At 57.3% G+C, this 26,126-nt stretch carries 26 protein-coding genes; 9 read left to right on the top strand and 17 right to left on the bottom strand.

Annotated features, from left to right (window positions below):
• Window positions 1–6: 6 nt before the first annotated feature.
• From ACK5JN_RS11860 to ACK5JN_RS11820, 9 genes are all read right to left on the bottom strand, one after another.
• The gene (locus ACK5JN_RS11860; protein WP_416870359.1) at window positions 7–510 is read right to left on the bottom strand and encodes a fimbrial protein; all 504 of its coding nucleotides are present in this window, start codon (window positions 508–510) and stop codon (window positions 7–9) included.
• A gap of 12 nt (window positions 511–522) precedes the next feature.
• Window positions 523–1,053 (bottom strand): fimbrial protein, encoded by a 531-nt coding sequence (locus ACK5JN_RS11855; protein ID WP_416870415.1) that lies wholly within the window; start codon window positions 1,051–1,053, stop codon window positions 523–525.
• A 7-nt stretch (window positions 1,054–1,060) separates the two neighbouring features.
• Window positions 1,061–3,655, bottom strand: a complete 2,595-nt coding sequence (locus tag ACK5JN_RS11850; RefSeq protein WP_416870358.1) for a fimbrial biogenesis usher protein — start codon at window positions 3,653–3,655, stop codon at window positions 1,061–1,063.
• Between the two features lie 71 nt (window positions 3,656–3,726).
• Window positions 3,727–4,431 carry a fimbria/pilus periplasmic chaperone gene (locus ACK5JN_RS11845; RefSeq protein WP_416870357.1) on the bottom strand — a complete coding sequence of 235 codons (705 nt, stop codon included), beginning with the start codon at window positions 4,429–4,431 and terminating at the stop codon, window positions 3,727–3,729.
• Between the two features lie 44 nt (window positions 4,432–4,475).
• Window positions 4,476–5,015 carry a fimbrial protein gene (locus ACK5JN_RS11840; RefSeq protein ID WP_416870356.1) on the bottom strand — a complete coding sequence of 180 codons (540 nt, stop codon included), beginning with the start codon at window positions 5,013–5,015 and terminating at the stop codon, window positions 4,476–4,478.
• Between the two features lie 65 nt (window positions 5,016–5,080).
• Window positions 5,081–5,629, bottom strand: a complete 549-nt coding sequence (gene fimA, locus ACK5JN_RS11835) for a type 1 fimbrial major subunit FimA (RefSeq protein WP_416870355.1) — start codon at window positions 5,627–5,629, stop codon at window positions 5,081–5,083.
• A gap of 157 nt (window positions 5,630–5,786) precedes the next feature.
• Window positions 5,787–6,206 (bottom strand): hypothetical protein, encoded by a 420-nt coding sequence (locus ACK5JN_RS11830; protein ID WP_416870354.1) that lies wholly within the window; start codon window positions 6,204–6,206, stop codon window positions 5,787–5,789.
• A 732-nt stretch (window positions 6,207–6,938) separates the two neighbouring features.
• Window positions 6,939–7,568: a deoxynucleoside kinase gene (locus ACK5JN_RS11825; RefSeq protein WP_416870353.1), complete on the bottom strand. Its 630-nt coding sequence runs from the start codon at window positions 7,566–7,568 to the stop codon at window positions 6,939–6,941.
• Window positions 7,569–7,818: 250 nt separating this feature from the next.
• On the bottom strand, window positions 7,819–8,160 hold the full coding sequence (locus ACK5JN_RS11820; RefSeq protein ID WP_416870352.1) for a DUF1971 domain-containing protein: 342 nt from the start codon (window positions 8,158–8,160) through the stop codon (window positions 7,819–7,821).
• A gap of 190 nt (window positions 8,161–8,350) precedes the next feature.
• On the opposite strand from ACK5JN_RS11820, the gene murQ reads away from it, so the two are divergent.
• The 4 genes from murQ (at window position 8,351) to ACK5JN_RS11800 (ending at window position 11,975) form a co-directional block, all read left to right on the top strand.
• A complete protein-coding gene (murQ, locus tag ACK5JN_RS11815) occupies window positions 8,351–9,265 on the top strand; it encodes an N-acetylmuramic acid 6-phosphate etherase (protein WP_416870351.1) in 915 nt (304 codons plus the stop codon).
• Window positions 9,255–10,613 carry a PTS transporter subunit EIIC gene (locus tag ACK5JN_RS11810; protein ID WP_416870350.1) on the top strand — a complete coding sequence of 453 codons (1,359 nt, stop codon included), beginning with the start codon at window positions 9,255–9,257 and terminating at the stop codon, window positions 10,611–10,613. The genes murQ and ACK5JN_RS11810 overlap by 11 nt, the downstream gene beginning before the upstream one ends.
• 58 nt (window positions 10,614–10,671) lie before the next feature.
• Window positions 10,672–11,532 carry a MurR/RpiR family transcriptional regulator gene (locus tag ACK5JN_RS11805; protein WP_416870349.1) on the top strand — a complete coding sequence of 287 codons (861 nt, stop codon included), beginning with the start codon at window positions 10,672–10,674 and terminating at the stop codon, window positions 11,530–11,532.
• A 152-nt stretch (window positions 11,533–11,684) separates the two neighbouring features.
• The gene (locus ACK5JN_RS11800; protein ID WP_416870348.1) at window positions 11,685–11,975 is read left to right on the top strand and encodes a DUF1090 domain-containing protein; all 291 of its coding nucleotides are present in this window, start codon (window positions 11,685–11,687) and stop codon (window positions 11,973–11,975) included.
• A 45-nt stretch (window positions 11,976–12,020) separates the two neighbouring features.
• On the opposite strand, the gene ACK5JN_RS11795 is transcribed toward ACK5JN_RS11800, so the two are convergent.
• The 3 genes from ACK5JN_RS11795 to gss form a co-directional block, all read right to left on the bottom strand.
• Window positions 12,021–14,312, bottom strand: coding sequence for an FdhF/YdeP family oxidoreductase (locus tag ACK5JN_RS11795; protein WP_416870347.1), 2,292 nt, complete (start codon window positions 14,310–14,312; stop codon window positions 12,021–12,023).
• 454 nt (window positions 14,313–14,766) lie between these two features.
• Window positions 14,767–15,948, bottom strand: a complete 1,182-nt coding sequence (locus ACK5JN_RS11790; protein ID WP_416870346.1) for a PLP-dependent aminotransferase family protein — start codon at window positions 15,946–15,948, stop codon at window positions 14,767–14,769.
• Window positions 15,949–16,076: 128 nt separating this feature from the next.
• Window positions 16,077–17,942, bottom strand: coding sequence for a bifunctional glutathionylspermidine amidase/synthase (gene gss / locus ACK5JN_RS11785; protein ID WP_416870345.1), 1,866 nt, complete (start codon window positions 17,940–17,942; stop codon window positions 16,077–16,079).
• A 156-nt stretch (window positions 17,943–18,098) separates the two neighbouring features.
• On the opposite strand from gss, the gene ACK5JN_RS11780 reads away from it, so the two are divergent.
• Both ACK5JN_RS11780 and yghU read left to right on the top strand, forming a co-directional pair.
• Window positions 18,099–18,647 (top strand): DsbA family protein, encoded by a 549-nt coding sequence (locus tag ACK5JN_RS11780; protein WP_416870344.1) that lies wholly within the window; start codon window positions 18,099–18,101, stop codon window positions 18,645–18,647.
• Between the two features lie 56 nt (window positions 18,648–18,703).
• Window positions 18,704–19,570 (top strand): glutathione-dependent disulfide-bond oxidoreductase, encoded by an 867-nt coding sequence (yghU, locus tag ACK5JN_RS11775; RefSeq protein WP_416870343.1) that lies wholly within the window; start codon window positions 18,704–18,706, stop codon window positions 19,568–19,570.
• A 32-nt stretch (window positions 19,571–19,602) separates the two neighbouring features.
• Here the strand turns inward: yghU and ACK5JN_RS11770 are convergent, their stop codons facing one another.
• Window positions 19,603–19,893 (bottom strand): DUF2623 family protein, encoded by a 291-nt coding sequence (locus ACK5JN_RS11770; RefSeq protein WP_416870342.1) that lies wholly within the window; start codon window positions 19,891–19,893, stop codon window positions 19,603–19,605.
• Between the two features lie 189 nt (window positions 19,894–20,082).
• Between ACK5JN_RS11770 and ACK5JN_RS11765 the strand changes: the two genes are divergently transcribed.
• A complete protein-coding gene (locus tag ACK5JN_RS11765) occupies window positions 20,083–21,123 on the top strand; it encodes an aldo/keto reductase (protein ID WP_416870341.1) in 1,041 nt (346 codons plus the stop codon).
• 44 nt (window positions 21,124–21,167) lie between these two features.
• Here the strand turns inward: ACK5JN_RS11765 and ACK5JN_RS11760 are convergent, their stop codons facing one another.
• Together ACK5JN_RS11760 and ACK5JN_RS11755 are read right to left on the bottom strand one after the other, a co-directional pair.
• Window positions 21,168–21,665 carry a TIGR00645 family protein gene (locus ACK5JN_RS11760; protein ID WP_416870340.1) on the bottom strand — a complete coding sequence of 166 codons (498 nt, stop codon included), beginning with the start codon at window positions 21,663–21,665 and terminating at the stop codon, window positions 21,168–21,170.
• Window positions 21,666–21,735: 70 nt separating this feature from the next.
• Entirely contained in the window at window positions 21,736–22,245 is a 510-nt protein-coding gene (locus tag ACK5JN_RS11755; protein WP_416870339.1) for an ESA_00282 family adhesion-associated protein, read from the bottom strand.
• A gap of 103 nt (window positions 22,246–22,348) precedes the next feature.
• On the opposite strand from ACK5JN_RS11755, the gene ACK5JN_RS11750 reads away from it, so the two are divergent.
• Together ACK5JN_RS11750 and ACK5JN_RS11745 are read left to right on the top strand one after the other, a co-directional pair.
• Window positions 22,349–22,750, top strand: coding sequence for a hypothetical protein (locus tag ACK5JN_RS11750; protein WP_416870338.1), 402 nt, complete (start codon window positions 22,349–22,351; stop codon window positions 22,748–22,750).
• Window positions 22,747–23,190, top strand: coding sequence for a cytoplasmic protein (locus ACK5JN_RS11745; protein ID WP_416870337.1), 444 nt, complete (start codon window positions 22,747–22,749; stop codon window positions 23,188–23,190). The genes ACK5JN_RS11750 and ACK5JN_RS11745 overlap by 4 nt, the downstream gene beginning before the upstream one ends.
• Here ACK5JN_RS11745 and ACK5JN_RS11740 read toward each other — a convergent pair.
• Together ACK5JN_RS11740 and ACK5JN_RS11735 are read right to left on the bottom strand one after the other, a co-directional pair.
• Entirely contained in the window at window positions 23,163–24,695 is a 1,533-nt protein-coding gene (locus ACK5JN_RS11740; RefSeq protein ID WP_416870336.1) for a glycoside hydrolase 43 family protein, read from the bottom strand. The genes ACK5JN_RS11745 and ACK5JN_RS11740 overlap by 28 nt on opposite strands.
• A 10-nt stretch (window positions 24,696–24,705) precedes the next feature.
• Window positions 24,706–26,124 (bottom strand): glycoside-pentoside-hexuronide (GPH):cation symporter, encoded by a 1,419-nt coding sequence (locus tag ACK5JN_RS11735; RefSeq protein ID WP_416870335.1) that lies wholly within the window; start codon window positions 26,122–26,124, stop codon window positions 24,706–24,708.
• Between the last annotated feature and the right edge of the window lie 2 nt (window positions 26,125–26,126).

The raw sequence follows: 26,126 nt of genomic DNA, 5'->3' as shown, positions 1-26,126 counted from the left end.
TCCTGGTCAGGCGTAGGTATAGGTGACGTTAATCACCGCCTGAATGGTTCCCTGAGTCGCGCCGCCGTTAACCGACAGCGCCCTCACCTGCAGCGGAAAACGCGCGGACTGCGAGGACTCATCCACCGTAACCGTCGTGGTCGCGCCGGTATTCAGCGTCTTGCCTCCGTTATCCTGTAGCTCCAGCTGAATATTTCTGGCGGTCCCCTGATTCTGGTAATAGCCGGTGGCGTCCGCCGTGCCGCTGAAGCTGGCGGTGACCCGCGATGTGCCAATCGGGCAGTTGCTCAGATCCAGCGCGACGCTATGCCAGGCCGAGGTCGAACCGGCGGCGAGCAGGCTGAACGTGTAGAGATCGCCCAGCTCAACGTCGGCATTCGTCGTCGACACCGTGCACGGCTTCGCCACCACTTTGCCGTTGACGGTAATCGTCACATCGGCGGCCCAGGTCGCCGAAGAGAAGGCGACCAGCACCAGCGCCAGCAATCCACCGTAATAGGTCCGTTTCATCAGCGCCTCCGCTTACTGGAATTCAAGGGTGAACGTCGCCGTGGCGCTAACGTGGCCCGGCGTAACCGGCACCTGCGTGGCCATCAATCGCGCATAAAAATTCAGCGTGTTGCTCTGACCGGGCGTCAGCGTCGTCCACGGAATCGCCGAGGATGAGGCATTGATCGGCAACGTTGCCTGCTGCCCATCGAGGATCTGCACCCCCATACCCGCCGCGGCGGCGGTGCCGCCATCCAGCTTTAACAGGCTGGTGTTGTCGTTATTCGCCACGCCGGTAAAGCCCACCTTTACGGCGCTGACCGACCCGCCGCAGGGTGAAAGCACAATACGAAACGGTATCGCCGGCGTGGTCGCGCCCACGGCGTTGAACTGCTTCGCGGCGTTATCCAGTAGATCGACGATAAAGTCCTTCGACTCGCCCGCCACCGCGCAGCCGTTATCCCGGACATAGCCGCTGATGGTGATCGTGCTATCTGCGGCCAGGGCGTCGGCGGCGGTCAGCGAAAGGAGCGCGCTAAGCAGGTAAAAAGATTTGGTCATCATCATGTCCTTAGCGGCACGTCGCCGACAGCTGAATCAGCGGCTGTCGCTGGCTCTCGTTAGGTAACTGATAGTCCGCCTCGCAGCGCGCGTTCGCGCCTTGCCCCCACGTCACCTGCACCTTACCGGCTAGCGGCATACCGCTGAGGTAAACGAGGCCGTTGTCGGCCACGATGCTGCCATTCTGGTTGCCGTCCGAGGTCACCATCGCGCCAAACGGCACCGGTTTACCGTTGTGCATTAGCGTCATCAGCAGCTTCATCCCGACGTGCGCTTTGAATTCCGCGCGCACAATTGCGCCGTGCGTCGGCACCACGCTGACCACCGCATCGTCCAGGTCGACGTTATCCGCCAGCGAGTTGGTATCCAGCGCAACGCGGTTTTCCCGGTACTCGGTGGCATACGGCAACACGGCGTAGCCGCGCCAGTCGGTGCGGACGCCGGTCTGGTTTTCAACTTTTGTCCCTTTTGCTCCCGGGGCGCTGACCAGCACCACCGTGTCATTCAGAGGCTGGCTGAGGGTGACGCCGTTGGCATGGGCCAGCACCCCGCCGCTCATGCCGTAGTAGAGCTGTTTAATGCCGTCGCTATGGCTGTAGCCCACGTTGGCGTTGCCATAGCCGCCGCGATAGTTGAGCGCGGCGTAGCCCGTGCTTCCGCTACTGCCTTCGCCGCCGCTGGCATAGCCGGTCTGCACGTTGTAGCTCAGGTTGTTATCTTCCAGCAGCGTGCCGTACAGCCCCGCCAGGTTGCTCATCCGGCCATTGAGATCGTCGGACATGCTGTAGCTGGCGCTGGCGTGTCGCCAGGCGGACTGGCTGTCGGACCGCAGCCAGTGGCTGAAGGGTATATTGACGTTCACCGCCAGCATCTGGTCACGCCCCTCTTGCCAGGCGTTTTTAGTCAGGCTGTAGCTCAGCGTCCAGTTAATGTCGTCGACGGCAGTATTCAGCCCGGCCTGGAACTGCTCGTCGACGTTGCCGGTCCCCCAGTAGGTTTGCTGGCTGCCGCTCAGATACAGCGTGGCGGTACGCCCCAGTTGCTGAGTAATACTCACCTGCACCTTGCCCCGCTTGCTGTAGGCAAGGTTGTAGTAGTCGGTGAATTTCGGCTTCACGTAGACCGGGCCATCTTCAGTCACCACGCTGTGTCCGCTCATGCGTTGATAGGTGGTATCGGCAAAGCTAAAGTAGCCTCGCGTGGAGTAGCGATAGCCCACCAGCTGAATATTGGTGCCTAACTCATTGAGCGATTTGTTATAAAGAAACCTCACCGACTGGCCCTGCTGTCGGCTGTCATCGGGCAGCGTGGCGTTGGCCTGGGTGACGTCCACCGACAGCGCCCCCAGCGCGCCCATGTTTTTCCCCAATCCAAGGTTAAAGGCGCGATAGCGATCCGCCAGCTGAGTGCCGCCGTACAGCGTCCAGCCCGCCGGTAGCCCGTGCAGCAGGGTGCTCTGAAAGAACGTCGGGTCATCCTGTAGATCGTTGCCGCTACGGTATTTCCCGGCCGTCAGCGCGTAGCGAGTATGGCCTTCACGCTGCAGCACCGGCACGGAAGAATACGGCACGCTAAAACTCTGGCTGCTGCCGTCCGCCTCTTTGATCACCACCTGCAGGTCGCCGCCGTTACCCGCAGCATAAAGATCGTCAATGGTGAAAGGGCCTGGCGGCACCGTGCTGTGGTATATCTCATAGCCGTTTTGCTTGATAGAGACCTGCGCCGTGCCGCGGGCAATGCCGCGAATCACCGGCGCAAAACCTTTCTGGCTGTCCGGCAGCATGTTGTCATCGGAAGCCAGCTGCGCGCCGCGAAAGTTAATGCCGTCAAAGATGTCGCCGTTGGTGTAGCTGTCGCCGAGCGTCAGACGAGCGCGCAGCGGCGTGATATCACGCTCCAGCCAGGTATTGACGTGCTGCCATTTGTTTTCACTTTCCGAGCCGCTGCTGTAGCTCCAGGTGCTGTTATCACGCAGCCGCCACGCGCCAACGTTCAGCCCGCTTTGCAGGTTTAAATAGGCATACTGGCTGCTCCCGCCGATGTCGTTCTGAACGCTATTTCCGGTAAAGTTATAGTTGAGGAGCCCGGCCGTAATACCGCTATCCCACATGTCCGGCGGTATATAGCCGCGCGCCTGGTTTCCCATAAAAGCCTGCGGAATGGTCAAATAAAGGCGCTGCTGTCCCACATCCAGACGGGCGGTCGCATCCTGAATCATCGTGATTAACGGTACGCAGGCGTCTGCCGCGAGCACATTCAGCCCGCTGACGGCGGCGACATTCAACCCCATGCCGGCAAGCTGCCCGCGCGTCAGGCACGGCATCAGCCCATCACCATCTTCGGGCGCGTTGAAGACCACATCGCGGGTCGTCATGTACCCATCGTTCAGGTAGATATCGACGCGATAGGTTCCCGGCGGCAGCTCCTGCCCCTGCTCAAAACCGGAGAGATCCGCAACGGCGGCCGGGTCATCGGCCAGGAAGCGTGGGTTAAAGTAAAGCTCCGCCTGGGCGAAAAAAGTGGGTGAGGCGAGCAAAATGGCAACGGGAAGCTGCCGCAGATGCCGGACCTGTAAATAGACGAGGTCAAATTTTCGATATGACATAGTCCCTCCGGTTTAACATCACCCGGCTAGCGTTTCTTATTGTGTTTAAGGGATACGGGGAGCCCCGTTGCTTAACGCATTGCGCCGATCATGCGCGGCGTCAGCGCGCCATAGTCGTTGATGGTCCTGAAGGTAATGTCGCCGCTCGCGCTGTCCGGTATCTTCACCCGCGCTTCGCCCATCGGCGGCACCAGCGCGTTTTCCAGCCCCCGACTGCCGACGTTCAGCTCGGTGACCGTCAGGTAGTACGGCGTGGGGTTGTTCAGCGTCAGGATGCCCGCACTGCGGCGAAACGTCAGTTTTTCTACCGCCTGTTCCGGCGGCATGGTCAGCTTTGCCGGGCGGTAGTAGAGCTTTATACGGCTGATAATCGCCAGCTGCAGAGTGTTGTCGTTGAGCTTCGATTTATCCATCGCCGGAATCGCCTTCACGTTCATCCAGAACAGGCTTTCCCGGTCCTGCGGCAGCTGGTTATTGGATGCATCAACAATGCGCAGGGTGTTCTCTTTTTTGCCCTGCATCGCGAACAGCGGCGGCGTCACCACAAAGCGCCCGTCTTTCACGCCATCGGCATTTTCCACCCATGACTGAATCAGATAGGTGCTACTGTCGTCGGTGTTGGTCACCGCCAGCGGTACCTGCTTTTGCCCCGCCGGATAAATGACTCGCGTCGCCCCCAGCGCCACGCCCGCTTCTGCACGATGACTGACCCCGGCCGCCGCGATCAGCAGCAGCCCCGCCAGCGCGCCGCGCATCATCATCACCGTTGTTTTCATAGTTACCCTTGTTGTACTCACCGTCATTTCCTGCGTTCGGTTAATTACTGGTAGGTCAATGCGAACCAGGCCTGCGCATTGGCCGTGCCGCCGGTCACCTGCCGAGAGGTCGAGCGATATTTGGCCGCAAAATGCAGCGTAGTCGGCCCCTCGTGAAGTCGCGCCCAGCGAACGGGCGGCTGGTTGAGCGGAATCAGGCTGCCCTGGTCATCAAACAGCGCAATGCCGATACCGGTAGCCATTCCCGCCCCTTCCCCGACGGAGAGAACGTTGGGATCTTTACCGTCAGCGACGCCCTGAAACGACACGCCAACCTGCTGGCTGACTGCCGTACTGCAATCTTCAAGATGAATATCAAAAGCGATGGGATTGGACTCTTCCCCCACCGCATGGAAACGGTGACTGGCAACCTGGCCCATTTTCACCGTCATCAGGCGATCTTCCGCCGCCACGCTACAGGCTTCAGCGATAACAACGCCCTGGAAACGCAAATTCCCGCCGGGTAACGTCACGTTCCAGCGGTTTCCGGCCTGAACGGCGATGGGCAGCAGCAAAACCAGTAGCCAGCCTGATATCCAGCGCATAATGAGTCTCCGTTCCTTCGTGATAACGGGCCCTCCTGGCCCTCGTCGCGTCCCTGCCTGATGAATTACTCGTACTGCACTTTAAAGGTCGCGTCGGCGTTCGCGGAACCAGCCGTTGCCGCACCGGTGGCGTAGTAACGCGCCTGGAATGGAATCACGTTAGTACCATCGTTCAGCGTGGTGGCGGAGCTGAAGGTCGCGCCATCCAGCGCCAGCGGTTTGCCTTTGTTATCGAGGATCTGGATACCCACGTTCGTTGCGCCGCCCGACGCAGACCCTTGCAGCGCCAGCACGGTTGTGTTGGTGGCATCAATCGCCGTGCCGGAGAACGCTACCGAGGCTTTGGTCGACACGCTGGTATCGCAATCGTTCAGCTGGATGTTAAAGCCGACCGCCGAGCTGGTGCTGCCCGCCGTCGCCAGCTTGGCCGAGCGCACCTGGCCCATCGGTACCGTCTGGTCGGTGGAGCCCGCATCGACGGCACAGGCCGCGTTAACCACGTCACCTTTAAAATGCACGGTGCCGCCGTTAACGGTGGTGGTATCCGCCAGCGCGACCGCTGAAGTGAAGGAAAGCGCAGACATAATTACCAGCGCAACTTTATTAATTCCCATAAAACCTACTCCTGATTCATTGAGAATATTATTCTCAGGTTGTTAAAAACAGCGCTGAAGGCAGGGCCCAGAGGTTCCACCTGACGCACATCGATTATTTATGTGAAGACAGCCACATCCCAATAACCGCATCGTTATCTGGATATCAGAAATAACTTCACCAGCGCCGATTCAGTCTGGAGATATCCAGATAAAACGACATCGTTGCAGCATTATTGCCACGTAGCCCAAACATTCGTTTGGTCTTCTGCCGCAAATAATAAATATGTTTTTCGCTGAACCCTGCCAGCTTATTAATTTGTGACACGGAGTACCCTTCGCAAAGATAGCGAAAGACAATCAACTCTTGTTCAGAGAAATCTCGCCGATCAAAAATAGACTTACCCGCCCTATACAGGCATAAGTAAAGTTCAGAAAAGCCTATCTTTTCAGAGATGAGCCAGGGGAAAGGCCCCTCGAAGGCACATCCGGGAGAACCATCCATCTTGTATAACAGTACAATTCGGCAAGGAGAGCATGGTGCTGCAATTAAGCCAAGTATGCGATGTCGTTCAGCAATATCAGAAATATAAATCACAAAGATATCGCTGACCGACGTGTGTAAGTAACATTTCGACTTTAATTGTGTGGAGTGGATCGCAGAAACGTTCCCTCTCCGAATAACTTCATCATCTTGCAATGCCAAAAGGAAAAAACTGTTATCCGAGATAATACATTTCCTCATATATTACCCCAACATCCAAATCCGATTTATTTTATTTGATATCCATAATTCCTGTTTCCAGAACCTGTACCCTAAACTACGATTTAATTATATACACAGCAAATATACATCGTCAAAAACGATCAATTGATTATTATTGATAGATATCGGCAATTGATTTATGGCGTATAGATCGCCTTGTTCGATCAATTAATAAATAAAAACAAGCAGATCAATGAAATAGATAATCTATTTTTAGGATTTTTCAATTAATAAGAAGTTGTTCGTATTAATATGCATCGCAGGTTAATTGTAATTTTATGTAAATAGCATATCCCGAAGCGCAATTTAACTTAAATTTCACAAACACATAAATTGACCTAAATCAATTCACAGAGTTTAAACAAAAATCATTTTATTGATCTCGCATCAATCACCAGCCATAAATCCAGCACGTGAAGGGAAATAAAGACGCGAATACGCCGTTCGGTAGTGAGTATAGACGTCAATCTGACGTTTGATTGGTTTTGAAGGGGGGAGAATAAAGAGGAGAAAAATGACGGCGCAGCGTTCATTCAAGAACGCTGCGCCATGTAGATAAGCACGCTATCTCAGACTTTCCACCACCGCGTTTGCCAGCTCATCCGGGCAAGCAAACCCGGATGCGACGCAATGGGTCAGCAGCTTCGAACCATACTGCCGAGTAATCTGCGGCAGGCAGGCGTCGTGAAACGCTTTCAGATCCGCAAAGTAGTCCAGCGTATACTGGCTCTCCCCGGAACGACCGCGCGCCAGACACGCGTTAAAGCAGGACTCAACGTCCCGATCGATATAGACCACCAGATCGATCTGCGGATAGCTCTTCAGGTAGTGCTTAATTTGATAGAAATAGGACATATAGCGAGCCGACGGCTGTTCGGTCATCAGGAAATTGACGTGACAGAAAACAATATCGCTAAACAGCGAGCGCTCAACAATGTAGTTACCGTCCGGGATATCCTTTAACAGCGCCTGTCGGCTGCGGGTAATATACAACTGGAAAGCGACCCGGGCGTCCGCATCGCTGGGGTTTTCCACGAAGACCTGCAGCAGCTCCAGAAAGACCGGATCTTCATCTACCGGCTCTTTAATCACCTGCCAGCGAGCGCCCGTCTTCTGCGATAGCGCCTGGGCGAGCGGCTCCAGCAGCGTCGTTTTTCCGGCGGCGATATTCGCCTCAATCGCGACAATCTTCATGGCTAAAATCTCTGCAAATTAGTGGGAAGGCATGGAATCAACGTGTTTTTCCAGACTCAGGGCTGGGCATGACGGAGCCTCACACAAAAGGTATTCCTGGTACTCGGCAACGTGCAACAAAGCCAGGTCGCCGCAGAACTCCTGCTCACCGTAATCGACCTGCGTCGAAGAGTGTCTGAAGAATTTGAACATTATGTATTCACACTGTCGGGATGGGGCTCCCCCACCGTTCGGTGGAGGAGCAGCAGAATCAGGATTTTTTGGCGCTATAAACTTCGTCGCCGGAGAATGACGGTTCGGCCCAGAAGTTGATGTTGAACTGCGCGTCATCGGTCATTTCAATATGGTGCCAGTACTGCGGCGGGCTGGTCGCGAAGCTGCCAGCGTTAATTACCACCTTCACTTCCGGCTCCGTGGCCTGTTCATCAGCGAAGCCGTAGTAAGTCACCGTCCCTTCCATAACGCACAGCTGGCCGAAAATACCGGCGGCGGTATTGTGGTGGCTCAGCAGCGCAGCCGGGACATTGTCTTTAGTGAAAAATGGGGTTGAACGTTTGATCGTCCAGTTTTTAGGGATTCTGTGATGGCTCATATTAACCTCCGGCTATAAACATGCATTCAAAATACATCTTTAAGGTTGGACTGTAAAGCGTTTTTGATAATAAATCTCATTACCATGTAACCACCGTTCTTCGCGCTGTATCACAGTTCCGCTTTTTGCTTGTTGTCGATATTCGACATTTATTTATATTAAAAATGTCGAAACACAACAGAGGTAATGCATGAACCCGCTCGCTTTCACCATCTCGCAAGAACAGAATGTCGATACCTGCCACCTGGCGGACTTGCCGCTGGCAGAGATGCTGGCGTTGCTCAACGAACACGACGCCCGCGTCCCGCAGGCGATCCGGGCCGTCCTCCCGCAGGTGGAACAGGCGGTTTGCCTGATCGTGAAGCAGATGAAAAGCGGCGGCAGACTGTTTTACGTCGGCGCGGGCACCAGCGGGCGCCTTGGGGTGCTAGACTCCGCCGAGTGCCCGCCCACCTTCGGCACCGATCCGCATCTGGTGCAGTCGGTCATTGCCGGCGGGCTGGACGCCATGCTGCGCGCCGTGGAAAACGTGGAAGATGACGGCGAAGCCGCCGTTGCCGAACTGCGCGTGCGCGGACTGAACGAACGGGACGTGGTGCTGGGTATCGCCGCCAGCGGCCGTACGCCGTTCGTGATGTCGGCGCTCGACTTTGCGCGCCGCTTGGGGGCAAAGACCATTGCGCTCACCACCCGCGGCCCTGGTCTGATTTCAGACAAGGCGGACGTGGCGGTGGCTCCGGACGTCGGCGCCGAAGCGCTGGCCGGTTCAACCCGCATGAAAAGCGGATCCGCGCAGAAGATGCTGCTGGGCATGATCAGCACCGCCACCATGATCCAACTGGGGCGCGTGCACGGCAACCTGATGATCGACGTGAAAGCCTCCAACAAAAAGCTGCTGCGCCGCGCCGAGCATATGGTGGTGCAGATCTGTGAAGTGGATAACGCCACGGCGCAGGCGCTGCTCCAGCAGGTGAACTACAACGTGCGCGCAGCGGTGCTGAGCAATCTGCTGAACCTCGCCCCTGATGCGGCGCTGGCATTAGCCGCCCAACCCTTTGTCGCCCTAAAAGATCAGCTACTTTCAGGAGCCTGTCATGGCCAATAAAATAGAACACCTGGAGCTTATCGCCGACGCCATCGAGCAACACATTGGCGGCTTTGGCAACGTTGCCACCCTGACCCACTGTATGACCCGCGTGCGCGTAGTGCTGCGCGATCGCAGCCAGTTTAACACCGAAGCGCTGCGCAAAACCGACGGCGTCAAAGGCACCGTCGACGCCGGAGAGCAGTTCCAGATTATCGTCGGCGCGGGCACCGCGTCGAAGGTGACGGGCATCCTGACCAAACGCATGAGCCGCTCGGGCGTCGCCCCTGCGCCCGCAGACGACGGGGAGCGTAAGCCTTTCTCTATCCGCCGCTGCCTGAATATTCTGGCGGCCATTTTTGTCCCCACCATCCCGGCGCTGATCGGCTGCGGGTTGATCCTCGGGCTGGTGAACGTCTGCCGCCTGATTGGCCCTGAATTTGTCGCCAGCCATCAGGATCTGTTTACCCTGCTGACGGTGATTGGCAAGGCGGTGTTTACGGTGCTGGCGGTGATGATCGGCATGAATACCGCCAAAGAGCTACAGGCTTCTCCGGCAATCGGCGCGGTGATGGCGGCGGTGCTGACCGCGCCGGATCTCGCCAACATCAAGCTGTTTGGCAGCGCATTAACGCCGGGCGGCGGCGGGATTTTCGCCGTGCTGCTGGTGTGCGTCTTTGCCGCCAAATTTGAGCTGTGGTTCCGTCGCTACTGCAAAGAGAGCCTGGATCTGATTTTAACGCCGATGGTCACCATTCTGGTCTCTTCGCTGGCGGCACTGTTGATTCTGCAACCGCTGGCGCACGCCATAAACCAATGGCTGGGCGACCTGGTGGCGCTTTCCCTGCTGAATAACTCGGCGGGCTCGGTGGTGGTGGGCGCCCTGCTCGGCGGCGGGTTCCTGTTCCTGCTGCTGACCGGTTTACATCAGGGGCTGATTCCTATTCATGCGCAGATCCTCGATACGTTTGGTCTCAACTATCTGTTCCCTATCCTCGCGATGGGTGGTATGGGCCAGGTTGGCGCAGCGGCCTACGTCTATCTGAAAACCAAAAATCCGCGCCTGAAGAAAACCATTTCCGGCGCGCTGCCGGTGGGCATTATCGGCGTTGGCGAACCGCTGCTGTTCGGCGTTTCCTTACCGCTGGGTAAACCGTTTATCGCCGGCTGTATCGGCGGCGCGGCGGGCGGCGCGGTCATTGCCGCCTGTAAGGTGGGGATTATTATCCCGTTTGGCACCGCCGGGCTGTCGCTGCTGCCGTTAGTGGGCGCCGGGCAGATCCTGCCGTTCCTGCTGGCGGTGGTCAGCGCTTGGGTCGTCGGGTTTATCGCCGCCATGATCCTGGGCTTTACCGACCCGCAGGAATAGTCATAATCAGGTACAGGGCGCCAGGCGCCCTTCCCGATGACGAGAAATAAGGTACGTAATGGAATCCATCATCAGCAAAATTCAGGCGCTGGCGCATGCCAAAAACGGCGGCGACCGTCGTATCTCGACGTTTCTGATTGCGCGCAATTTTGATATTTCCGACCTCAGCGCCACGCGCATGGGGCAGGAGCTGGGCATCAGCGATTCTTCCGTTATTCGCTATGCCAAAGCGCTCGGCTGCAGCGGATTTCCGGAGCTGAAGCTGTGGCTCGCCGCAGCCGGCCGACCGCAAAAAGAGAGCGTGCGCCAGGAAATCTATGAAGGGATTGAAGCGAGCGACTCCACCCAGCAGATGGTCGAAAAAGCCCGCGTGCTGTTCGCCAGTAAAATCGACCAGTCGCTGGATCTGCTCGACCCGGCCACCGTCGACACCTGCGCCACGCTGCTGATCGACAGCCGTAAAATCGTCCTCGTCGGCATCGGCACGTCGGCGCTGATTGCGCTGGATATCAACCACAAGCTGATTCGCTGCGGGCTGAACGTACAGTTTAACTACGATTATCATACGCAAATTGTGCAGGCGTCGCTGCTACAGCCCGGCGACGTGCTGCTGGCGGTCTCGGCGCGCGGTGAAACCGCAGAGGTGGTGGAGGCGCTGAGCCTGGCCCGTGAACGCGGGGCGCAGACAATAGCCATCACCCGCTACGGCAAAAATAAGGTCAGCCAGCTTGCCGACCACGTGATTCCCTACAGCTATACCGAGGCGCACGAGAAGCTTGGCATGGTAACGCCGCAAATCCTGCAGATGATCGCGTTTGATATTCTGTTCTTCCGCATCAATAGCCTGGTCTCGCCGGACAGCATGTCTACCGCGCTGCGTACCATCGACAAACGTCAGCAGAAAGGCGCGTCGTCATGACGAAGAAAAATCCTATTTTTTATCCATAGATATCATACCGCTAAATATCCACAGCAATAACATTGTCTTTTGGTGTTTATTAACAGATAGTACATTAGGATTTAACTTAAGTTACATTTCATTTGTTCTGGGATATTCACTCAATGTTATTAATGAAAAACACCATTATTCGTTCGCTGGTTATTGTTCCTGCTCTTTTCATCGCCAGCCACAGCGCCGCGGCAGCCGAATTAACCGGCTGCGCGGCGAAAAAGCAAGAAATCAGCCGCCAGATCGATCAGGCCCGCGCGCACAATAATCAGCATCGGGTTAACGGGCTGACCACGGCGCTGGAAGAGGTTGAGGCCAACTGTACCGACGCTTCTTTACTGAAAGAACGCCAGCAGAAAGTGGCTGAAGCGAAAGAAGAACTGGCGGAAGCTCAGGCTGAGCTGTCACGCTAAGCGCAGGCTGGTGCCCTTCGGCACCAGCCTCTGTTTTATTCGCCGTCACTCCGCCTTGCGGATGATCACCGGCACGCTCTTGTAGGCTGGCGTCAGGCTCTGAGTATCCACCGCGTCGAGCGACAGCAGCACGTTCGCCTCCGGCAGATAAGCGCCGATCGAACCGGTCGCCATGCTGTATACCACAACGGTCAGGCCGTACATCGCGCGATCGGCGCTCGGCTCGCCGCTATCGTCCAGCGCCTGAATGTTAATGACGTCGCCTTCGACCAGCCCCCGCGCCTCGGCTTCGGCCTGGCTTAAAAACGCCACGTCGCGACGGCCGGTGATACCGCGATAGCGATCGTTCATCCCGTAAATGGTGGTGTTGTACTGGTCGTGGCTGCGCAGCGTCGCCAGCACCAGCGCATCGCCCGGCTGCTGCTGACGCGCTACCGCCCGCTGATGACTGACGACAAAGTTCGCTTTGCCGGTGTCCGTATGCCATTCGCGACGCGAGGCTGGCGTATCCATCCGGAAGCCGCCCGGCGCCGCGATGCGCGCGTTATAGTCGGCGAACGCCGGAATCACGCTGGCGATAGCCTCGCGAATCAGCGCATAGTTGCCGCTCATCGCTTCCCAGTTCACCGGCGAATTCGGCAGCGTCGCGCGCGCCAGCCCGGCAACGATGGCCGGCTCTGACTTGAGCCAGCGCGACGCCGGTTTCAGCGCTCCGCAGGAGGCGTGCACCATCGACATGGCATCTTCAACGGTCACCGACTGAACGCCGGTGGCCTGGAGATCGCGCTCGGTACGGCCCAGCGCCGGGAACAGGTAGTTGTGCTTCGCCATCAGCAGGTGCGAGCGATTCAGTTTGGTCGCCACGTGAACCTGTAGATCCAGCTTTTTCATCGCCGCAAAGGTGCGCTGCGGCTGGGGCATCGCCACCGCCAGATTGCCGCCCATGCAGATCAGCGCCTGCGCTTCGCCGCGCTCAATAGCGCGAATGCTCTCCACACTGGAACGCCCGTGTTTGCGGGAGACGCGAATACCGAAATGTTCTTCCAGACGCGCCAGAAACGCTTCCGGCGCCGCCTCGTTAATGCCGACCGAACGGTCGCCCTGCACGTTCGAATGACCGCGCAGCGGGCAGATACCGGCGCCCGGTTTACCGATGTTGCCCTTCAACAGCAGCAGGTTCACCAGCTGCTGTACGTTTTCGGTGCCGTTTTTATGCTGGGTGATCCCCAGGCCGTAGCAGATGATGGTGGCCTTTGAGCGGTCGTAACGGTAGGCCAGGTCTTCCATCTGGCTGCGGGTCAGGCCGGAGTCCTGCTCCAGATCCGCCCAGCGGCAACGGTGTAGATCGTCATACAGCGCCTGATAACCGTGGGTATGCCCAGCCAGGAACGCGCGGTCGAGGCACGGCTCCTGGCCAAGCAAAATTCTGGCTTCATCCATTTCAATCAGCGCCTTCATTACCCCTTTCAGCAGCGAGGCGTCACCGCCGATTTTGACCTGGTAGTAGTCGTTACTGAGAGTCGTGGCATGGCCTTTCAGCATATCCGTCGGGCTTTGCGGGAAGCTAAAACGTTCAAGGCCGCGCTCTGCCAACGGATTGATGGAGATAATGCGCGCGCCGCGCTGCGCCACTTCACGCAGGGTGGTCAACATGCGCGGGTGGTTAGTGCCCGGGTTATGACCAATGCAAATCACCAGGTCGCAATGCTCGAAATCATCCAGTTCGACGGTGCCCTTACCCAGACCGATAGCGCTGGTCAGCCCGGCGCTGGTTGGCCCATGGCACATGTTGGAGCAATCCGGGAAATTGTTGCTGCCGTATTCGCGGGCAAACAGCTGGTAGAGGAACGCGGCTTCGTTGGAGGTACGCCCGGAGGTATAAAACTCCACGCGTTCCGGGGAGTCGTAGCTGCGCAGGCGCTCGCCGATTTCGGCAAACGCCACCTGCCATTCGACGGCCTGCCAGCGGTCAGTGGCGGCATCGTATTTCATCGGATGGGTCAGGCGACCCGCGTTCTCCAGCTGATAGTCGCTGTAGTGCCACAGCTCGGCCACCGTATGCTGACGGAAGAATTCCGGAGAGGCTTTCTTGCTGGTGGTTTCCCAGGAGACGGCTTTCACGCCGTTTTCGCACAGCTCCATCGGCGAACGATGAGCGGGGTCAGGCCACGCGCAGCCCGGGCAGTCAAAACCTTTCACCTGGTTCATGCGAAACATCGCGATCACGTCGCGCGCGACGGCCTTTTGCGAAAACACCGATGCACCAACCGCTTTTACCGCACCCCATCCACCCGCAGGCCCTTGATAGCCGCTTATACCCGGAACGCCCTTGCTCATTTTTACCGCTTTTTCTGTACCCGATTTCAATGGCGACTACGGTAGCAATTTCTCTGGACTAAAGATTTCCTCTTCACGAGGTACGGCGGCTATACGCTGTACGGGTTAGTCTGCAGCTCCCTCTGGGAGCATAGCGATTCCCCCCCTCGCGCAGGGAAAAACGCGGACGCCACACGAAAATTGGGGTTGATCTGATACGAACAACCTCTTATTTTTCATCTTTCTTTTTTATCGAGCCCTGCGATGTCAGCTATGAATAATGCGAAAGCGGTAGTGAACAGCAGAATAATAACAACAATAAGCTGAGGTATTTCTGATGTGGTTATTTATTGGCACTATCACCGTCGCCTTTTTAGCATCGCTGATGCTGATCTGGCTTGACGACAGAATTGCGGAAACGGAATAAATCCGTGGATGACGTTCCGCGCCAGGGAGCGGCGCGGAACGGTGAGAATTACAGCGATTTCGCCAGACGTTCGACGGCGGTTTGCAGCCCTTCCAGCGACACCGTAGAGTAGGATAAACGCAGCGTGCGGGTATCCGGATTGTCGTTGTAGAACGCTTCACCCGGCACGTACACCACGCCATTTTCCAGCGTTTTTTCCAGCCACTTCATGGTATCGAATGGATAGCGGAAGCGCGCCCACAGGAACATCCCGCCCTTCGGACGGCTGAACTCCAGATGCTCGCCGAGACGGCTTTCCAGCGCGTCGGCCAGCGCATCGCACTTCTTCCGATAGTCTTCGCGGATCAGCGCGATCTGCTTATCCAGACGGCCCAGGCTCAGGTACTCGGCGGTGATCACCTGCGACAGCATGTTGGTGTGCAGATCGGCGGCCTGCTTGACGATCACCGTCTGCTGCGCCAGCCAGTCCGGCATGACGATCCAGCCAATACGCATCCCCGGCGCCAGAATTTTGGAGAACGTCGAGGTATAAACCACCTGATCTTCACAGCCCAGCTCCACCGCATGCTGGTACAGCGGGCGCTGCACCTCGTCGGTAAAGCTGATCTCGCCGTACGGATCGTCTTCAATAATCACCACGTCATGCTGCTTCGCCAGCTCAACCAGACGGCGGCGGCGATCGTCGCTCAGCGTTTTCCCGCCGGGGTTACCGAAGGTGGGCACCAGATAAACGGCCTTGACGCGCGTGGTGGCCAGTAGCTCGGCGAGCTGTTCCACCAGCATGCCGTTATCGTCGGTATCCACGCTCAGGATGTTGGCCTGCGCCAGCTGGAACACCTGCAGCGCCGCCAGGTAGGTAGGGCGTTCGACGACGATAGTATCGCCCGGATCGAGCAGCGTGCGGGCCACAATATCCAGCGACTGCTGCGAGCCTGAAGTGATATAGACATGGCTTGCCTGACAGGCCACGCCGCGCGCCTGACACAGTTCGCTCACGGCCTGACGCAGCGGCGGATAGCCTTCGGTCAGCCCGTACTGGAACGCATCGTTAAACCGTTCGCTCATCACCTTCTGCACCGCCAGCTCCAGCCCTTCGGTATCAAAAAGCTCCGGTGCCGGAATGCCGCCACCAAGAGAAATCACGCCGGGCAGTTTACTGTGTTTTAGGAGTTCGCGGACGGCGGAGGGTTTGAGTTCACCCGCGCGCACGGCCAGTCGCCGATCGTGCATATTCTTTTCCTTTTCTGTCTTGTTGTGTTTGTTGCAGGCTTTCTTTTACCGTAGCCCGGCCGAGCAACGCGACGCCGGGAACATCCCCGGAGTCGGCGTTTTTAACGCCTCGTCCGGGCTACTCACCTTTATTCGTTATCTTTTATTACCACCAGCGGTTCGATGTCGCTCTCTTTTTTAATCACCAGAGATTCATCGCCGCGCAGGCAGGTGCCGCCGTAGTTACCTCCGACGGTAAAGGTACATACCTGAATATATTTTCCTGCCACGTTTGGCAAGCACCAAAGCTGCTGGTAAATATTTTTCCGGTCATTAAATTTACCGCTGGTTTGATCCAGTAGCTGATCGTGGCCGCTGACCAGATCGATATTGCTGCCGCAACGCCCGGAAATCGGCTTGATGGCATAGCCGGTTTTGGCCAGATGCTCGCTCACCTCAAAGTCGGTATCCAGCAGATACGGATGGTTCGGGAACAGCGACCACAGCACCGGGAGAATGGCTTTGTTGCCGGGAATCACCGTCCACAGCGGCTCGAAGACCATCACTTCCGGGCGCAGCAGCACGTCAATCAGGCGCACTTCGTTATCCGGGTGACCGGTACGAATCGGCACGGCGGCGTATTCGTCTTCGTCCACCTCGCGCACCTGCTCAATCGCCGTTTCCCACGCCCAGGTTTTCCACACGCAGTTCACCAGACGACCGTCGCCATCAATCAGCTGACCGGCAGCATCCCAGCGTAGCTCGTCGAGGCCGTAGAGAATTTTGCTCTCGAAGCCCGCCTGCTCAAGGGCGCGCTGCATAAACTGGGCGTGGTAATTTTCTTCCAGATCGTTGTCCTGCATGATGTGCACGAACGGCCTTGCCTGGCTGTGTTTCCACGCGCCCACCAGCTCGCCCAGCAGGTCTTCCGCCGGGTTGTGGCCGTTGCCGCGATAGCCGGTTTTCAGCCACTGTTCGAGAATCAGGCCGCCTTCGGTGTGGCAGGAAGCGGAGTCAGCGTTGTACTCGTAGACCTTCAGGCCGCGCTCATCCATACAGAAATCCATGCGCCCGGTGATCATATCGTGGCGACGACGCTGCCACGAAAGGCGCAGACGCGGCCAGAGGATTTTAGGAATATCAAACAGCGCCAGCAGGTTGTCATCACGCATCACTTTGTCGGTGGCGTGGAGATACATCAGGTGCATCTCGTTGGTGGCTTTAATCAGCTCCTGCTCGGCGCTCTCGGTGATGGTGAAGTACTGATACGGGTCGCCGTTAATGACATGGCCGTTGGCGGCGACATACGCCTGCTGAAGGGAATCTTGCTCGTCGAGCCATTTACCGTCGAACTGGCCGTGATTCTCCAGCCGCGCCCCGCCAAGCTTCAGCGCCTCTCCGGCAATCGCCGGCTGCGGCAGACTGTAGCGCGCATCGTCGGTCTGGATCATCCAGCCGAGAATGGTGGTGTCGTCGAAGGTATCGTGCAGCGTGTAGCGCCCGTCCTGGACCTCCAGCGTTAGCTCGCGGGTCCACTGCTGCCCGGCGGGCAGCGGCGAGTGCAGCACGTTCTGCTCGGCAATGCGCACCTTGTTGCCCAGCAGCTGGGTAATGACCGCCACGTGGCCGGTTTCGTTAAACTCGCCGCCCTTCTGCCAGATAAGCAAGGAGCCGACGAGCGGCGCGCGGCGGGAGCCGTTGGCAAAAGCCTGAAGCGGGAGAATGGCGTCATTCACCACCTGGCGCAGATAGCGCAGGGAGAAAATCTCGTAGGCCATGCCCACATCGGTGAAGACAAATCCGTAGTTGATAAACAGGAAGCGGCGGGCGAACTCGACGCACTGCCACTTGTGGCCCATGTATTCGTTGTCGATATAGCTGCGGAACGACGCGTCGTCATGCATATCGCCCGGTTTTAAGCTGCTGTAATTTGAAGAGTAAATCGCTACGCCACCCGGCGCATACCCCAACAACGTGCCAAATGGGGCGTCACTATTGGTACTTCCCTTGCTCATGAACCTTCCTCAAACATCGCGTGCGATTTTCTCGCCCGCACGTTGAAATTAATCCAACAAAAGTGGATTAATCATACACCCGTGTATGCGAGGATGACCCACCGGGAGAGAAAATATTCATCCGCAAAATGCACATTGATGACATCAGGAGTCCACATGAGTTTACAGGCACAACCGCTGGTATGGGGCCACGGCGCACGCACGTTCGACGTATTCCTGGAACCTACCTGCCCGTTTTCCGTCAAGACCTTCAACAAGCTGGACGCGCTGCTGGCGTTAGCGGGCGAGGAGAACGTCAGCGTCAAAATTCGTTTGCAGTCCCAGCCGTGGCATCTGTTTTCCGGCGTGATTGTTCGCTGCATTCTTGCCGCCTCGACCCTGCCGGACGGCAAGGCCGCCGCGCATAAGGTGATGAAGGCGGTGGCGGATCATCGCGAAGAGTTTGAGTTTACCGACCATTGCAGCGGCCCGAATATGAACGCAACTCCGCAGGAGATTATCACGCGTCTTGAGCGCTACAGCGGCGTGGCGCTGGCCGAGGCGTTCGCCCAGCCGGAGCTGCAAAAAGAGATTAAATGGCACGCACGTTACGCGCGTCAGAACGGGATTCACATCTCCCCAACCTTTATGGTTAACGGCCTGGTACAGCCCGATCTCAGCAGCGGCGACGACGTCAGCGTCTGGGCGGCGCGGATTTTTGCCTGAGGCTGCTAAACTTCATTATCCCAACACATCATCAACATAAGAGAAGGCGAGCGATTATGTCAGAGAACACCTATCAGCCACCCAAAGTCTGGGAGTGGACGCAGAACAGCGGCGGCGCATTCGCCAACATTAACCGCCCGATCTCCGGGGCAACCCATGAACAGGCGCTGCCGGTCGGCCATCATCCGCTGCAGCTCTACTCCCTGGGCACGCCGAACGGCCAGAAAGTCACCATCATGCTGGAAGAGCTGCTGGCGCTGGGCGTCACCGAAGCGGAGTACGACGCGTGGCTTATTCGCATTGGCGAAGGGGATCAGTTCTCCAGCGGCTTTGTGGAAGTGAACCCCAACTCGAAAATTCCAGCGCTGAGCGACCACTCCACCACGCCGCCAACCCGCGTGTTTGAGTCCGGCAATATTCTGCTGTACCTGGCGGAAAAATTCGGCCACTTCCTGCCGAAAGACCCGGCCGGGCGCACCGAAACCCTCAACTGGCTGTTCTGGCTGCAGGGTTCGGCCCCGTTCCTGGGCGGCGGTTTTGGCCACTTCTACAACTATGCGCCGGTGAAAATTGAGTACGCAATCAACCGCTTTACCATGGAAGCCAAGCGCCAGCTCGACGTGCTGGATAAGCAGCTGGCGCGCGGGCGCTACGTGGCGGGAGAAGAGTACACCATCGCCGATATCGCCATCTGGCCGTGGTACGGCAACGTGGTACTGGGCAATGTGTACGGCGCGGCGGAATTCCTCGATGCGGAAAGCTACAAAAACGTGATGCGCTGGGCGCAGGATATCGCCAGCCGTCCGGGCGTGAAGCGCGGCCGTATCGTCAACCGCACCAACGGCCCGTTGAATGAACAGCTGCACGAACGTCACGCCGCCAGCGATTTTGACACCAACACCGAAGATAAGCGTCAACAGTAGACGTTAAACCACCGGGCGCTCAGCGCCCGGTTTTATTGCCCTTCCAGCCGATATCCAGCCATGAAATAGCGCACGGTGGTGCTGGAGTCGTGTTCCTTAAAGAAGTCCATCACCATCTCTTTATCCAGCCCGTAGCGGCGGGTCAGGATCCCTGCTTCCCAGGCGCTAAGCTGACGGTCGCCCGTCCTTTCAAACATCCGGTGCGAAAAGCCCAGCACAAAGCCGCGTTTATAGTCGGTGCAAAAGCCAATGACTTTTTGCGCGCTGTCGGCATAAGGCGCCTTCAGCCCCGCCATCAACCCTTTGCCAAAATGGTTATCCATCTGTCTCCCCCTAATCGTTATATATAAAATTATATAGCGATTATTTGAGCGCTGGCTAGCGCTATTTGAATACGACCCTGAAGCGCATGCCGCCAGCCAATTCCCGGCAGTGTGATCGCGCCAACGGGCACGCGCCCGCAAAGCACGTATTCTGGAAACAGCGTTTCAAAAATAAGAGAAGGAGATGTTATGGCCTGGCAAGCAAATCCAGCCCGTTATGAGCAGATGCAGTATCGCTACTGTGGCCGCAGCGGTTTACAGCTTCCTGCGCTGTCCCTCGGCCTATGGCACAGTTTTGGTCATATTCACGCGCTTGATGACCAGCGCGCGCTGCTGCGCAAAGCCTTTGACTGCGGGATTACCCACTTCGACCTGGCCAATAACTATGGCCCGCCGCCGGGCAGCGCCGAGGAGAACTTTGGCCATCTGCTGCGCGACGATTTTGCCGCTTATCGCGATGAGCTGATTATCTCGACAAAAGCGGGCTACGACATGTGGCCCGGGCCATACGGTTCCGGCGGTTCGCGCAAATATCTGCTGGCCAGCCTCGACCAGAGCCTGCAGCGGATGGGGCTGGATTACGTGGATATTTTCTATTCCCACCGGGTGGATGAGCGAACGCCGATGGAAGAAACCGCCAGCGCGCTGGCCCAGGCGGTACAAAGCGGTAAGGCGCTGTACATCGGTATTTCGTCCTACTCTTCTGAACGTACCCAGGCGATGGTAGACCTGCTGCGCGACTGGAAAATCCCGCTGCTGATTCATCAGCCTTCCTATAACCTGCTGAACCGCTGGGTCGACAAGAGCGGCTTGCTCGATACCCTTGAACAGAATGGCGTCGGCTGTATCGCCTTTACGCCGCTGGCGCAGGGGCTGCTGACCGGTAAGTACCTCAACGGCATTCCGGACGGTTCGCGGATGCAGGCGGAAGGCAAAAAAGCGCGCGGGCTGACGGAAAATATGCTTAGCGAAAGCAACCTCAGCAGCCTGCGTTTGCTCAACGAGATGGCGAAACAGCGCGGGCAGTCAATGGCGCAAATGGCGTTAAGCTGGCTGTTAAAAGATAGCCGCGTGACGTCGGTGCTGATTGGTGCCAGCCGCCCGGAGCAGATTGAAGAGAACGTGAAGGCGCTGGCGAATCTGCGTTTCTCCGCCGAGGAGCTGGCGCAGATTGATCAGCACGTGGCGGATGGTCAGCTAAACCTGTGGCAGGCATCGTCGGATAAATAAGGCAATCCCGGGGTCGGGTTAGCGCCTTCCCCGGAAGGCTTGTATCAGGCTTTTTTGGCGCGCGTCAGGCTATCGAGGTAACCCATCACAAACGCCGACAGCACGAAGGTCAGGTGAATAATCACGTACCACATCAGCTTGTTATCCGGCACGTTTTTGGCGTCCATAAACACCCGCAGCAGGTGAATGGAGGAGATGGCCACAATCGACGCCGCCACTTTGTTTTTCAGCGAGGTGGCGTCCATTTTGCCCAGCCAGTTCAGCTTCTCTTTATGGGCGCTGATATCGAGCTGGGAAACGAAGTTTTCATAGCCGGAGAACATCACCATCACCAGCAGGCCGCCGACCGGGGTCATATCAACCAGCGACAGCAGGGTGAGGATCAGATCCGCTTCCGCCATGCTGAAGATATTGGGCAGCACATGCAGGATCTCCTGAAAGAACTTCAGGGTTAAAGCCAGCAGCGCCAGCGAGAGGCCAAAATAAACCGGGGCCAGGATCCAGCGCGATGCGTACATCGCATTTTCCAGAAAGCGTTCCATAGTGTCCTGTTTTTGAGTCAGATTCGCCCTAGTATATCGTAATCATGCAACATCACATCAACACTTCAGATCACACATCGTGGGTACGAACAAACGGCCGCTGGACGTCCGGCCAGACCAACGCCACCAGCTCGGGATAGGCTTCCAGGGCAAACTCTTCGTAGCACTTTTGCAGGCTGAGTACCACCGGATCGACGTCGGCCACCCGCTCGCCTTTCAGGCAGCGGCGCTTAATTTCATCGTAATATTCATAGACCGCGCCGTTGAGGTTGCGGCAGCGCTCCTGCGCTTCAAACAGACCCGGCGTTGCTTTTAGCTGGTCTATCGACAGACGCTTAATCGTTGATTGGACAAAATCGATATACTCGTGATTAATACGCCAGTACCACGACGGAGTGACCCGGCTCATCAGCCCGGCAAAATGGTTTTCGCCCTGATCTTTGTTCAGCGGAGCAGGCGCCGGAGGGGGAACGGTTTCATTATTAGTTTCAGCCGTTTCGTTATTTTGGCCATACATAAAAAATAAAATAACGACGGTAAGTAACAGCAACACCATCACAAAATAAATAATACCGCTCATGGTTTTCTCCACTTTTTTTGATTTTAAAAGTGCGCCATGTTAATGTCAACGAACCTCACTATAATAAAAATCATTCTCCAGCCATTTAACAGACGACGCCTATATGATAGCTGAAACCCTTATCCCAGCCCGTTTCTGCATCGCCGCAATAGATGCGGAAAACAAGGACGCGCAGGCAAGCCAGCGGGCCGAGCCGGAGACAGTCTCGCTCGCAGACTGGCAGGACGAGATATTGATTGGCGGCGGTCAGTCACGTAATCCATTGCTCGAAGAACGCGACCGTCATATTAAAGACAGATTATATCGCATCGCTAAAATTGAAGCTTTTGCACTTATGCTAAATAATCTGGTGGTGCAGGGGGAGATCTCTGCGCTGGAGTTAAGTCAAATTATGGAGCTAAAAACTCAGGAGATAAATGAGGACGGTAATAAAATCTGGCTTAATTTAATGACTGAAGAAAGAAGCACGCCAATGTTTTATAATCTGACGGAAAAGTCGGCATGAAACTGGTCGATGTTAGCGCGGCTAATATTGCGTTAAGCCCACAGCTGAGTGATGAAACCCTTCTTCAGCGTAATTTGCAGACGCTGCGCGAGGAAAAAAACGCCGAGGGGCGACGTATTTCCGGCCTTGCTGAGCCGATCCCTGCCGCGCTGGTGAAAATGAAGTGGCAGCATCGCCGAGAAATCTATGCCTATCAAATCAAAGAAGAGATCTTTGGCGCGGCGCTGTGCGAAGTGATGGCGCGCTACCCGCACCTGCGCGACAAGATCCTCGCGCATACCGAATCCTGCTATCAGCGCGTGCTGAACCGGGAGGCCGCGACGCTTGAGATTAGCCGCGGCCTCGCCGATGGTGATTACCAGACGTCTAACGTCATCCTGAAAGTGGAAAAGGAAGACGAAAAACGCGCGGATCAGCCGCTGATGTCGATGGCAAAGTGATCGAACGTGCAGCTTCCCTGCGGCGACTGGCTGTCTAAGGACACCGCCACCAGCCCCACTTTTGCCCCAACCCACTTCCCTTTACCCGCGGCGAAAGGCTGAGTCACCCGCTGCCAGTCCGCCGTGCCGTTGCGCCAGGCAAAGCGGCATATACCGCCGTGAGAGACCTCTACCCGCATTGCGCAGCTGGCGCTATCCAGCGTCGCAATGACCTCGCGGCATTCACGGACCACGCCCGCATCGCTCATCCAGCCGGTCAGCCACAGCAGCCGATGCCGCCCGTCACGTTTCTCCAGCAGCAGCGCGGCATAACGCTCGCCGTAGATAACCAGACCGCCCGCATCGCCGCTGGCTTCAGCGTTCAGCGTCAGCGTGGTTTCGGCGCTAAACTGCCAGGCCGGGAATTTTTGCAACAGCAGGTTAGGCAGCCAGTAAAAGTTTTGTTTCTCTTCGCCGCGAGGTAGCGCACAGCAGCGGAGATTCAGCTGGCTTTCGCCCGCCAGCAGCCACAGGGGATTCGGATTAGCCTGCCACTGCCACTGTAGCCCCGGCACGCCTGAGGCAAAATCATCGCTGGTTTGCGGCTGCGATGGCGATGACGGCGCTAAGCTCGCCGGACGCGGCCAGCGTATCACCGGCTGCCCGACGCCGTCATCCCCCAGCGGCTCGCCGATGCGCGGCCAGCCGTCCTGCTCCCAGCGCATCGGCTGAAGGTGCACAATGCGCCCGTAGAGATGCGCGTCCTGGAAATGGACAAACCAGCACTCACCATCGTCAAGCGCCACCCAGCCGCCCTGATGAGGGCCGTTAACCGGAGTATTGCCCTGAAACAGAACGTTTTTCGCCTCCCATGGCCCGCTCATGCTGCGGGCGCGCAGTACCGTTTCCCAGCCGGTTTCAACGCTGCCCGCGGGGGCAAAAATGTAGTACCAGCCGCCGCGCTTGTAGACTTTTGGCCCTTCGAGCGTTGGCTGGTCGCAGCTGCCGTCGTAAATAATCTGCCCTTCCCCGCGCAGCGCGGTGCCGTCAGGCGACATGGCGAACAGCTGAAGCTGGTGTTTGATGCCGCTGCGGCTATGGGCAAAAGCGTGGACCAGCCAGGCGTCGCCGTTGTCATCCCAGAACGGACAGGGATCGATCCAGCCTTTCGCCGGCTGCACGCAGTGCGGCGCGCTCCATTCGCCCCACGGATCGTCGGTCCGACACATAAAAATCCCTTCATCCGGGGTACTGAAAAAGACCCACAGCTGATTGGCGTGCCAGCGAATCGACGGTGCCCATACGCCCTTTCCCGGCTGATACTGGTCATAACCCGCCAGCGGCAGTGACTGGAAAACATGGTTGATGATCCGCCAGTTCACCAGATCCGTCGAATGCAGGATCGGCAGCGCGGGCATATGGTTGAAGCTCGACGAGACCATAAAGAAGTCGTCGCCGACGCGAACAATATCCGGATCCGAATAGTCGGCGCAGAGGATCGGGTTATGGTAATCGTGGGAAGTCATTGCCGTCTCCTCAGGCTTTATGTAATACGCCGCTTACGGCTTCAGGTTCTGCTTGCACCGCCGCCTGCTGGCGCGCGGAAAGGTCGCGCTGGATGGTCGCCATGGCGCGGTCGTCCAGCTTATAGAAGCGCGACAACCACCACAGCACCAGATAGGAGAGCGATGGCCCCAGCGTCAGCAGGCCCACGATGCCCATCGTCGCCATCGGGGTTTGTTCGGTGACGCCCGCCTGATAGCCAAACAGCCCCAGCGAGAAACCCACTACCGCCCCCGCGACCGCCATACCCATTTTCAGCGCAAACAGGTTGCCGGAGTAGGACAGGCCGGTAATACGGCGGCCAAACTTCCACTCGCCGTAGTCGGCGGCGTTCGCCATCATATTCCACTTAAACGGTTGATACATTTGATGGAAGAAGCCCACCAGGAAGTACAGCGGGAACACCACCGGCAGCCAGGTCGGCGGCACAAAGAACATCACCACGCCCACCGCCACCAGCAGCAGGTTGATGTTTTTAAACAGCGATACCGCGCGATAGCGCTTCGCCAGCCAGCCCGCCGCGATGCTGCCGATAATGGTGCCGACCACGCTGGTTGAGACAAACGCCGACTTCATCGCCGTTCCCGCCGCTGATTCGACGCCGCCCATCATCAGATAGGTGGCGTAGTACAGTGTTGCCGCGCTGCGCATCACCCCGGCCATGCTGGAGAAGAAGGTGATGATCGCCACGATCCGCCACTGATCGTTGGCCAGCAGCGAGCGCAGATCTTCACGAATGCTTCCCTGCTGCTCCACCGCGGGCGCCACGCGCTCTTTGGTGGAAAAGAAGCAGAAGGCCAGCATCACAATGGCGATCGCCCCCATAATGCCCATGGTGGCCTGGAAGCCGAACTGTTTGTCTTCTTTGCCCAGATAGTCGACCAGAAACAGCGTGGCGACGGAGACCATCAGCCCGGCCACGGAAGAGATGGTAAAGCGGTAAGACTGCGCGGACAGGCGATCTTTTTCATCGCGCGTGATCACGCCGCCCAGCGCGCAGTAGGGAATATTGATAAAGGTGTAACACAGCATCAGCAAGGTGTATGTCAGGTAGGCGTACATCAGCTTACCAGAAGCGCCAAAAGCGGGCGTGGTAAAGGTCATCACCGCCAGCACGGCGTAGGGAATCGCAAACCAGATCAGCCACGGACGGAAGTGGCCCCAGCGGGTTTTTACCCGGTCGGCCACAATGCCGGTGAGCGGGTCGGTAATCGCATCCAGCACGCGGGTCACCAGGAACATCACCCCTACCGCCGCCGCGGAAAGACCGTAAATATCGGTGTAAAACCAGGTCAAAAACATCGTGACCGAAGAGTAGACAATACCGCAGGCGGCATCGCCCATGCCGTATCCCAGCTTTTCGGTAATAGACAACTTCGTATCGTTTGCCACAC

Source organism: Kluyvera sp. (genome assembly GCF_047971185.1).
Classification (GTDB): Bacteria; Pseudomonadota; Gammaproteobacteria; order Enterobacterales; family Enterobacteriaceae; genus Kluyvera.
Note: the sequence above shows the minus strand (reverse complement) of the source record. Positions and strands in the feature narration are given on the sequence as shown.